This window comes from Holdemanella porci (genome assembly GCF_009696075.1).
Taxonomy (GTDB): Bacteria; Bacillota_I; Bacilli_A; order Erysipelotrichales; family Erysipelotrichaceae; genus Holdemanella; species Holdemanella porci.
Window position 1 is genome coordinate 1 of the sequence record NZ_VUMR01000070.1, and the last position, 9,421, is coordinate 9,421.

Annotated in this window: 9 protein-coding genes, 2 tRNA genes and 1 pseudogene; 7 read left to right on the forward strand and 5 right to left on the reverse strand. The window is 35.7% G+C overall.

Annotation, left to right across the window (positions count from 1 at the left end):
• Positions 1-2,078: pseudogene (locus FYJ55_RS10860) on the forward strand (hypothetical protein); the annotation flags it as partial.
• A gap of 34 nt (positions 2,079-2,112) precedes the next feature.
• Here FYJ55_RS10860 and FYJ55_RS09600 read toward each other — a convergent pair.
• The 3 genes from FYJ55_RS09600 to FYJ55_RS09610 all read right to left on the reverse strand — a co-directional run bounded on the left by FYJ55_RS09600 (position 2,113) and on the right by FYJ55_RS09610 (position 4,660).
• On the reverse strand, positions 2,113-2,844 hold the full coding sequence (locus FYJ55_RS09600; RefSeq protein WP_154556641.1) for an ATP-binding protein: 732 nt from the start codon (positions 2,842-2,844) through the stop codon (positions 2,113-2,115).
• Between the two features lie 138 nt (positions 2,845-2,982).
• Entirely contained in the window at positions 2,983-3,510 is a 528-nt protein-coding gene (locus FYJ55_RS09605) for an AlbA family DNA-binding domain-containing protein (RefSeq protein WP_195836717.1), read from the reverse strand.
• Between the two features lie 61 nt (positions 3,511-3,571).
• Positions 3,572-4,660 carry a M20 metallopeptidase family protein gene (locus FYJ55_RS09610; protein WP_154556643.1) on the reverse strand — a complete coding sequence of 363 codons (1,089 nt, stop codon included), beginning with the start codon at positions 4,658-4,660 and terminating at the stop codon, positions 3,572-3,574.
• Positions 4,661-4,800: 140 nt separating this feature from the next.
• On the opposite strand from FYJ55_RS09610, the gene FYJ55_RS09615 reads away from it, so the two are divergent.
• The 5 genes from FYJ55_RS09615 to FYJ55_RS09635 all read left to right on the forward strand — a co-directional run bounded on the left by FYJ55_RS09615 (position 4,801) and on the right by FYJ55_RS09635 (position 7,906).
• Positions 4,801-6,414: a Na/Pi cotransporter family protein gene (locus FYJ55_RS09615; protein WP_154556644.1), complete on the forward strand. Its 1,614-nt coding sequence runs from the start codon at positions 4,801-4,803 to the stop codon at positions 6,412-6,414.
• Between the two features lie 39 nt (positions 6,415-6,453).
• Positions 6,454-7,203 carry a threonine/serine exporter family protein gene (locus FYJ55_RS09620; protein ID WP_154556645.1) on the forward strand — a complete coding sequence of 250 codons (750 nt, stop codon included), beginning with the start codon at positions 6,454-6,456 and terminating at the stop codon, positions 7,201-7,203.
• Positions 7,204-7,214: 11 nt separating this feature from the next.
• The gene (locus FYJ55_RS09625; protein ID WP_117572506.1) at positions 7,215-7,670 is read left to right on the forward strand and encodes a threonine/serine exporter family protein; all 456 of its coding nucleotides are present in this window, start codon (positions 7,215-7,217) and stop codon (positions 7,668-7,670) included.
• Between the two features lie 57 nt (positions 7,671-7,727).
• Positions 7,728-7,804, forward strand: a tRNA-Ile gene (locus FYJ55_RS09630).
• A 26-nt stretch (positions 7,805-7,830) separates the two neighbouring features.
• Positions 7,831-7,906, forward strand: a tRNA-Ala gene (locus FYJ55_RS09635).
• Between the two features lie 552 nt (positions 7,907-8,458).
• On the opposite strand, the gene FYJ55_RS10865 is transcribed toward FYJ55_RS09635, so the two are convergent.
• The gene (locus FYJ55_RS10865; protein ID WP_154556646.1) at positions 8,459-8,638 is read right to left on the reverse strand and encodes a transposase; all 180 of its coding nucleotides are present in this window, start codon (positions 8,636-8,638) and stop codon (positions 8,459-8,461) included.
• Positions 8,639-8,670: 32 nt separating this feature from the next.
• Positions 8,671-8,892: a hypothetical protein gene (locus tag FYJ55_RS09645; RefSeq protein ID WP_195836718.1), complete on the reverse strand. Its 222-nt coding sequence runs from the start codon at positions 8,890-8,892 to the stop codon at positions 8,671-8,673.
• A 141-nt stretch (positions 8,893-9,033) separates the two neighbouring features.
• Between FYJ55_RS09645 and FYJ55_RS09650 the strand changes: the two genes are divergently transcribed.
• A partial coding sequence (locus FYJ55_RS09650; protein ID WP_154556648.1) for a hypothetical protein occupies positions 9,034-9,421 on the forward strand: 388 nt, incomplete at its 3' end.

The following is a 9,421-nucleotide window of genomic DNA, read 5'->3' on the forward strand; positions in this document are numbered from 1 at the left end:
ATGACAAGAAGGCTTTGACAAATGATACAGTAACAGTAAGTGGTGATGAATTCGTTAAGGATGAAGGTGCAACATATGATGTAACAGGATCTCAAACAGAGACAGGTTCAAGTAAGAATACATTCACATACACATTGAATGAAGGAACAAATGCTGACAACTATGAAATCACAAAGGCTGAAGGAACATTAAAGGTTACTCCTGTAACAGATAAAGTTGTAGTAGAAATCAAAGGTAAGACAAAGATTGAAACTTATAATGGAAATACACATGAAGTAAAAGGTTATGATGTTACTAAGGTTTCGAATGCATTATATCCAGAAGAAGCTATTCATTTTGAAGGTGCTGCAATGGCATCTCGTAAAGAAGAAGGAACTTCTTATATGGGATTGAACGTATCTCAATTCAGTAACACAAGTGCTAACTTTACAAATGTGACATTTAGAGTAACAGATGGTTGGTTGAAGGTAACTCCTAAGTCAATTACTCCAGATGGACCAGATACTCCAGAAGATGAAAAGACTGGTATTACAGTAACAGATCCAGCGGATTCAATCTATGATGGAAAAGCACATGTAAATCCATTGACAGTAAGAGATACAAAGACAGGTAAGGATCTATTAGAAAACAAAGATTACACATTGACATATGTAGGTGATGTAGTCAATGTTGGAACAGTGAAGATCGAAGTCAAAGGTATCGGAAACTATACAGGTGAATTTACTAAGAAATATCAGATCACACCAAGAGAATATACAGTGACAACAGACAGTGCTAACAAGACATATGATGGAACTGTATTAACAGCTGGTGGACATGTGAATGGTTTGGTAGAAGGCGAAACAGTCAGCTTCAAGACAACAGGAAGTCAAATAAATGAAGGTACTTCTGATAACACTTATGAATTGAAGTTTGAAGGAACGGCTGTAGAAACAAACTACAAACATGGCAAGGATTCAATCGGTAAATTAAAGGTTACTAAGAAATCAATTGTTCCAGATGGACCAGATACTCCAGATGAAAAGAAGACTGGTATTACAGTAAGTGAACCAAGTGATTCTAAGTATGATGGTAAGGAACATAGAGAAGTATTAACAGTAACAGATACTAAGACTGGTAAAGAATTAGTAGCTGGAACAGATTACTCAGTAACTTACAGTTCAGATCTAGTAAATGCTGGTACAGTAACAATCAAGGTTGCTGGTTTAGGTAACTATACTGGATCATTTGAAAAGACTTATAAGATTACTAAGCGTTCTGTAACATTAACAAGTGCTACAGTAAGTAAGGTATATGATGGTAGTGCATTAACGAATACAGATATCGCAGTCAGTGGTGATGGATTTGTAGAAGGTGAAGGTGCTTCTTATGAGGTAACTGGAACTCAAACAGAGGTTGGAAATAGTGCTAACGCATTCGAATACAAATTGAATGAAAAGACATTAGCTTCTAACTATAACATTACTAAGGTTGTTGGTACATTAACTATTACAGCGGCTCCGGCTCCTGTAACTCCAGCAACACCTAGTACGCCAAGTACACCAAGTAGTACAACTAGTACAACTCCTCGTACTCTAAGTGCTCCTCAGGTAACGACTCCTGTTGAAACAGTTGAAAAAGAGACAACTCCTAAGGCTGAACCTAAGAAAGAAGAAAAGGTTGAAGAAGAGTATACGCCTAAGGCATCACCTCAGTACTATTGGGCATTAATCAACTTGATTTGTGCAATCTTAACAGTATTATTCGGATTATTATTGTTGATTAGTAAACGTCATAAATCTGAAGATGATGACGAAGAAGATGATGAAACAAAACAACAAACAACTAATGATGATGAAGAGAAAGAACAAGAAAAGAAACGTGGATTATTCACTCGCGTACTTGCTGTTCTAATCGCAATCGTATCTGTTGTATTCTTCCTAGTAACTGAAGACTTAAGTCTTCCTTGGACTTGGACAGATCAATGGACAATTTGGATGGTTGTTATTGGATTAGTACAAATCGTAGTATTCTTCGTAGGACGTAAATGGAAAAACGTTGATAATGACGATGAAGACGAAGAAGCACAACAAGCTTAACAAAAGTTAATAACACAAAAGGAGTAGCCTCGTGCTACTCCTTTACTGTCCAATACCCATTTCGATTCGAGCCTTTACGAATTACAATTTCTTGTTGCTGCAACCTATTTAATATGCGCTTAATAGTTGAGCGTGATAAGTTTAATTGATTTGCAAGCTCTATTTGAGTGATTTTTGGGTTCATTTTAATGAGTTGTATGATATCGGGTTCATTTATTTTGAACCCGATTTTTTTGTTGGGTTCATAAAATACATTGTTTCTATATATGATGACTTTTAATTCGGTTTCTCCACCAATAAATACAGGAGGTTTTAAACCAGATTCTTCGATTGATTTAATGATTCTAGGAATACCGCGACCCCAGTTTTCAATGTATTTTAGATAGCGCAATGCATACGCTGTTGCTTCATTCCTAATATTTGAATTTCCTTGTTTCATTTTCTCGATTGTTTGTCCCATAACTAGTTTTCCTGGAGAAGTTACTTCTAAACGGTCATCGAATATCGCAACTTTAATGCTGTTTCTATCTATATAGGATCTGTGCGCAATGGAATTCACAATCAGTTCTCGTATGGCATATACGGGAATTTCATATGTTTCTTTTCTTTCTAGAGATTCAAATGAAGCGTTTAAACGTATGTTTCGTAATACAAATTTATACGCAAAGTCAATTTGTTCATAAATGGGTCCTGAGTATTCTTTCATATCAATGACTTCTGTTGTATCTGTTCCTTTAAAAAGAGCACATTGAATACGGTTTGGCAATGCAGGATGTCCTGTTAATAAGGCATAGGCATTAGTAGGTACAATATGATTGTTTGATTGTGTAAGTATTCCTCACGACAATAAATCTTGTTTCGTAATGGGTGTAACCGCATCTTTTTCAAATTGTGATTTAGAGTTTTATAATGCTTTATGATAAAGGGTATCACATAAGTTTTGGATACTGTTTTCATTGATTTCTAATTCGGGACAAATCATCTTATCAAAATAGCGATTGCTACCTTCAAACATCAATTCTTTGATCATATTACGATCGGCTTTTCTGGTTGTTCTACTAACGCGTACATAAACACCATCAAATTCACCTTCAGATTTTAAGTAATATGGACGATCCCATCCAGATGGCACATTTACAATTAAAATGGTTTTGTCTTCGATTGTATCTAAATTGATGCTAGGGATAATGTGTGGCTCAATGCTTGAAAATATTGAATTTGTGATGGAATCTTTGATTTTAAAAATATCACCTGATAGTCCACACACTTCAAATGAATCTTGCTTTTCTTCAATGCCAAAAATAATTTTTCCACCAAAACCATTCGCGAAAGCTACGACAGATTTTAAATATTTCTTATGTTCAGCAGGAACTTCTTTCTTTACTTCGATATTGTTGTTTTCACCATATTTATTTAATTCATTTATCAACATAGTATTCCTCCTTTCACACATCCACGTTATCATTATACCTAAAAACCCATCCTAGTGCTTACTAGAATGGGATCTTTGTCGTTAATAGTTTCCTGTATAGTTCTACACCTTTGTATAGGATGTCTTCATCAAAAGTGAACTTATTTGAGTGTAATGGAATAGTGTCTCCCGTACCTAAAAAGAAGAAGATAGATGGGGCTACGTTTCTATAGTAACCAAAGTCTTCACTGATAAGTACAGGGCTATCTAGTTTGTTGACTAGATTGTTTTTGTATAGTGCATAGAATAATTCTTCGTTATTGAATACAGGTGGATAGTGGTGATTCACTTTGAAGTTAACTTGTACTTTGTATTTTTTTATTGCGTTATTCATGTTTTGTTCAATGATAGCAACAATTTGGTCAAATACCCTTGGATCATAATAGCGAATGGATCCTCTTACGTGAGCTTGGTCGGCAATGATATTGAAGGCTTGGCCAGAATGGAAAGTGCCAAAGTGTAATAGGTGGAATGTATTGTTGTCAAAAGCTTTTTCCTCTTGTTCTAAAGACTTTTGTAGAATTTCTACACAAGCCGTTAGTGCATTGATTCCATTTTGAGGTTGGGCTGCATGACTCGCCTTTCCTTTTACTAAAAGTTCAAACTCACATCCGCCTGCCATCATTTCATTAGGACGTGTATAAACTTTGCCTTTTTCAAGTTCTGGATAGATGTGTGTTCCATAGATGGCGGCAATATTAAATTTATCGAAAAATTTAGATTCAATGATAGGTTTGGCGCCACCAGGTTTTTCTTCGCCTGGCTGAAATAACAATAATACGTTATAGTCGCTTTCCTTGGCATATTTCGCTAATTCTAGAACCATAGCCATGTGGCCATCGTGCCCACAGGCGTGCATACATCCATTGGTGCTTTTGAATTCTAGGCCTGTATTTTCTTCCATAGGAAGTGCATCCATATCGGAACGGAATACGATTGTCTTTTCTTTTTGGTTATCAAAATAGGCGGTTACACTATTTTGGATGGGATGATCAATGGTGCAGTCATATAAGTCTAATACGTTTTCAATATATTTTGCTGTCTTTTGTGTGGTAAGTTCAATTTCTGGAATTTGGTGTAAATTTCTTCTGTTTTCAATGATTGTTGGCATAAAAAATCTCCTTTTTTGGGTATATTATACTACCTATTTTGAAATGTTAAATAAATTTAACATAGATTTAACATTGTAAAGATAGTATGAATTTGCGTTTAAATTTATATTAAGTACGAAAATATGAAAAGGTGGAAAATATGACAACAACAAATATATTGTCTTTATTGGGTGGATTAGCTTTATTTCTATATGGAATGCAGATGATGGGAAATGGTCTTGAAGCTGCGGCTGGAGATCGTTTAAAACAAATTTTAGAGAAATTAACTTCAAATCGATTTTTAGGCGTCATTGTAGGTGCGCTTGTTACGGCGGTTATTCAAAGTTCGAGTGCAACAACAGTTATGGTTGTTGGATTTGTCAACGCACAGATGATGACTTTACAACAAGCTGTATGGATTATTATGGGTGCTAACGTTGGTACAACGATTACAGGTCAATTGATTGCGTTGGATGTAAGTGCCATTGCTCCATTAGTTGCCTTTATGGGTGTGGCATTGATAATGTTCACCAAGAGTGCCAAGGCAACCGATATTGGACAGATCATTGCAGGTTTGGGTATTCTTTTTATTGGTATGAATATGATGAGTACAGCTATGATGCCATTAAGAGAATCAAAAGAATTTGTTGAATTAGTAACACATTTCTCAAATCCATTAGTAGGTATTTTGGTGGGTGCAGGATTTACGGCTTTGATTCAATCGAGTTCAGCTTCCGTAGGTATTTTACAGGCATTGGCAGCCAGTGGTGTTATTGGCTTGGATGGAGCTGTATATGTATTGTTTGGTCAAAATATTGGTACTTGTATTACGGCTGTTCTTGCCTCAATTGGAACAAGTCGTGAGGCTAAGCAGGCCACCGCCATTCACTTGAGCTTTAATATCATTGGTACAACGATCTTTACAATTGTATGTATGTTTACGCCATTGGTGTCTTGGGTTATTCATTTAACGCCATACAATGCGACTGCACAGATTGCGAATATGCATACTATATTTAATGTTTGTACAACAATCTTGTTGCTTCCATTTGGAAAGTATTTGGCTGAGTTTGCACAACACATCTTACCGATTGAAAATAAAGAGATTGAAGATGAGCGTTTATTGTATTTGCAGCCTCTACCTAAGTCTAAGAAGATGATTGGTGGTGCAGCTATTTCGGTTAAACAAATTAATGATGAAACAATGCACATGTTGAGTCTTGCGTATGAGAATGTAAATCAGGCTTTTGATCAATTGTTGCAGTTTAGTGATAAGACAGATGAACAGATCTACAAAAGAGAGGATACAGTCAATTACTTGGATAAAGTCATTAGTGAATATATTAGTACGGCTTTGGCTACGCCAAACTTGAATGTGAATATTTCTCAAGCATTGTCTAGCTACTATTTGATGTTAGTGGATATTGAGCGTATTAGTGACTATGCCGTAAATATGAATCATCAGGCGACAAAACGTCTTCAAGGAGATATGACAATTTCGGAAATTGAAATTGTAGAGCACATGAAGAAGTTATGTGTGGATATGAAGAATGATTTGGATGATGTAGAAGAGGCAGAACGTAAAGATGATGTGATCGATTCACTTGTGTCAAGTTGGCGTGAGGCGCAGATTCAAGCTTTAAAACAAAAGAAATGTTCAAGTGAAGTCAGCATGATGTTGTCACGTATTTTTACAGATTTTGAGCGTATTAATGACCACGCTTTAAATGTGTCTCAAGAACTTGACAAAATTACAGTGGAGATTCCTGATTAATAAGCAGTTTTTCTGCTTATTTTTTGTTATAATTTGATTATGAATATTGAGAAGTTATTAAATACAATTATTGAAGCCGGAAAGATGTTAGTGGAGAGTGGTGCGGAAGTCAATCGTGTCGAAGAAACAATGGTCAGAATGTGTCGTTGTTTTGAAGGCATTGAATATGCGGATAGCTATGTGACTTTAACGGGTATCATGTTTTCTTTGACGTATGACAATCAGACGATGACGCGTATTTGCAGGGTACACACGGGAGAGGTAGATTTGAATCGTATTGATCAAATTAATACGCTTTCTAGAAGAATTTGTTCAAATCCAATATCAGTGGATGAGTTAGCTAATGAATTGGATCGAATTAAGGAGATGTCTCGCTATACATTTAAAGAGACAATGCTTTTTGGTGCGGTTGGCGCTGCTGGATTTGGAATGTTCTTTAATGGGACTTTATTAGAAATTGTGATGTCCTTTTTTATTGGAATTTTGATTCGTTGTATCAGCTGTTTCTTGTCAAAACACAAACTAAATTCTTTCTTGAATAATGCGATATCGGCAGGATTAGCAGCACTGAGTGTACAATTGATCCATAAAGTGTTACCGCAGACGAATGTGGATATTATGGTTATTTCTAGCTTTATGCTTCTAGTGCCTGGGCTTGCGATTACCAATGCGATTCGTGATACGATTGCAGGAGATTATGTTTCTGGCGTCGCAAGAGCGGTAGATGCTTTTTTGTGTGCTATTGCCATTGCGGTAGGAGCTGGTTTTGTGATGTATTTTTGGATATAGGGGAATGAATTATGATATATGTGATTTTAAAAGCAGGAATCTCTTCATTCCTTGCTAGTTTAGGGTTTGGTTTCCTATTTAATATTAAAGGAAGAAATTTATGGCTTGCCGGAGTTGTAGGTGCCATTGGAGGTGTCTGCTACAAGGTGGGACTGTATTTAGATTGTTCTGAAATATTATCCAATTTTTATGGGGCTTTAGGTTTAGCCTTAGCATCAGAAATATTAGCGCGACAATGTAAGACGCCAGTCACAACATTTTTAGTTTGTGCATTGATTCCATTGGTTCCTGGAGGCGGTATGTATCGTACGATGCTTGCGGCCATTCGTGGAGATGCTCAGAATACACTAAATGTGGGGCTTCAAACATTGAGTATTGCGGGTGTTTTGGCTTTAGGAATCCTATTGGTTTCCACAATTATGCGTGTGTATTATCAGGAAAAGAGAAAATTTTTAGAAAAAAAGTAAAAAAGTACTTGCAAAGATATATATTTATGGTATTATATATAAGCGTCTTGGGGATATGGGCCTGTAGCTCAGGTGGTTAGAGCGCACCCCTGATAAGGGTGAGGTCGTTGGTTCAAGTCCATTCAGGCCCACCATGATTTCTTTAGACGCTTACCATAATGGGGTGTTAGCTCAGCTGGGAGAGCACCTGCCTTGCACGCAGGGGGTCATCGGTTCGATCCCGATACGCTCCACCATTTGTAAAATATAAACTGCATATGCAGTTTTTTTTTATATTAAGATTTTGACTTCGGAACAGAGAAATATGATATGTGAAATATCACTAAAATATCACAAGATATGAATTATCAGGAATGACAAAAACGACTATCGTAATAGCCAACATTTTGTATTTGTCTTTAGTTGTTGAATTATTTTTTTACAATCATTTTATGATTGCATTCAGGGCAGTGCATCATATAGTTTTCTTCAGGTTCATTTGGAAATAATTCATCGATCAACTATCTAGGTGCTTCTTCTTCGTAACCGCATTTTGTGCATTTCATCAATACATCTTTTTCTGTATGTTCTGTCATTCCTCTTGCCCTTGAATGGATTATATGTATAAGTATACTGTATTGTAGCTTTACATTTACATTGAATTGGATCTTAGGTTAAAAGAATCAATCAAATGAGTGCGGTACTTCAATTTATTGAGTTTGTTTTTAAGGACTTTAGTTTTAGGTTTACGAGAATTATCCTTGTTCTTTTTGATTCCAAGAAGTGCATGTACTTTATCTATGGTTTTCTTAGAAGCATTGGCATCGAATAATTAAGAAATGATAGTCCGGTATATGTATAATAAGGCGGTTTATAAAATCAATCACATTATCTGTGACATCATGACGTTTTTCATCCTTATGATCATTGTAGAACCAGCTGACAGTCTTTGATTCTTTATTGTATTCTGTGATTCTATTTTCAGCCATTGCAGGCCTTCCGGCATAGCGAATGAAGTAGTTTACCCAGCCTTGAATATCTTTACTATTTTTGGAATCATTGTCATTGGATTTGAACTTGGCATAGACATAGAATCCTTTAGGGTGATCTTTATAGAGTCTGTTCTTTCTTCAGGCTTCTTTAATCCACCAGCTTCTTGAATAAGGCGAATCAGTTTCAACTGGAATGTTTGAATGATAAGTTGTGTCCATATATTAATTATATGTGAATTTAATGTGAACATGTGAGAATACAGCAATATATCACATATACATATTGATGATATAATGATACAAATAAAATAAATTAGAAAGTCTCAAATCTATCTGTAAACCTGTTTTGAATATAGTATAATAGAGTCGGATAGAACAGGAGGACTTGTCTTATGAAGGTGTTTTCAATGTCGCAAAGAATCTATTATAAAGATCTTGAATCAGAAGCAGAATCCATCATTAAAAAGGATCTTGAACTGTATAACTGCATGCTTCATAAGGCATTCAAAATCTGTTTTGATCGTGCTTACAAAGATGTTACCTATTCAGAAACAGATCAAAGAATGATCAAGTCCTTCTATGGTACAAGTGATTATTTTCCTTTGTCTGCCATATATGAGGCCAAGGCCTTGGTGAAAAGTTTAAAATGTCTGGAAAAAGAAAATCAAGATATGATCAAGACTCGTCTTAAAAAGATAGACAAGAAAATCAAAAAGAACGAGAAGCAATTGAAGAAGGCTTTAAAGGAAAAAGAGAAGCTGATCAACAGATCCAAGAAAA

Bases quoted from the DNA above. Each gene is read 5' to 3' on its own strand.
- FYJ55_RS09605 (WP_195836717.1), bottom strand. From the start codon at position 3,510: ATGTTGATAAATGAATTAAATAAATATGGTGAAAACAACAATATCGAA.
- FYJ55_RS09610 (WP_154556643.1), bottom strand. From the start codon at position 4,660: ATGCCAACAATCATTGAAAACAGAAGAAATTTACACCAAATTCCAGAA.
- FYJ55_RS09615 (WP_154556644.1), top strand. From the start codon at position 4,801: ATGACAACAACAAATATATTGTCTTTATTGGGTGGATTAGCTTTATTT.
- FYJ55_RS09620 (WP_154556645.1), top strand. From the start codon at position 6,454: ATGAATATTGAGAAGTTATTAAATACAATTATTGAAGCCGGAAAGATG.
- FYJ55_RS09625 (WP_117572506.1), top strand. From the start codon at position 7,215: ATGATATATGTGATTTTAAAAGCAGGAATCTCTTCATTCCTTGCTAGT.
- FYJ55_RS10865 (WP_154556646.1), bottom strand. From the start codon at position 8,638: ATGGCTGAAAATAGAATCACAGAATACAATAAAGAATCAAAGACTGTC.
- FYJ55_RS09645 (WP_195836718.1), bottom strand. From the start codon at position 8,892: ATGTTCACATTAAATTCACATATAATTAATATATGGACACAACTTATC.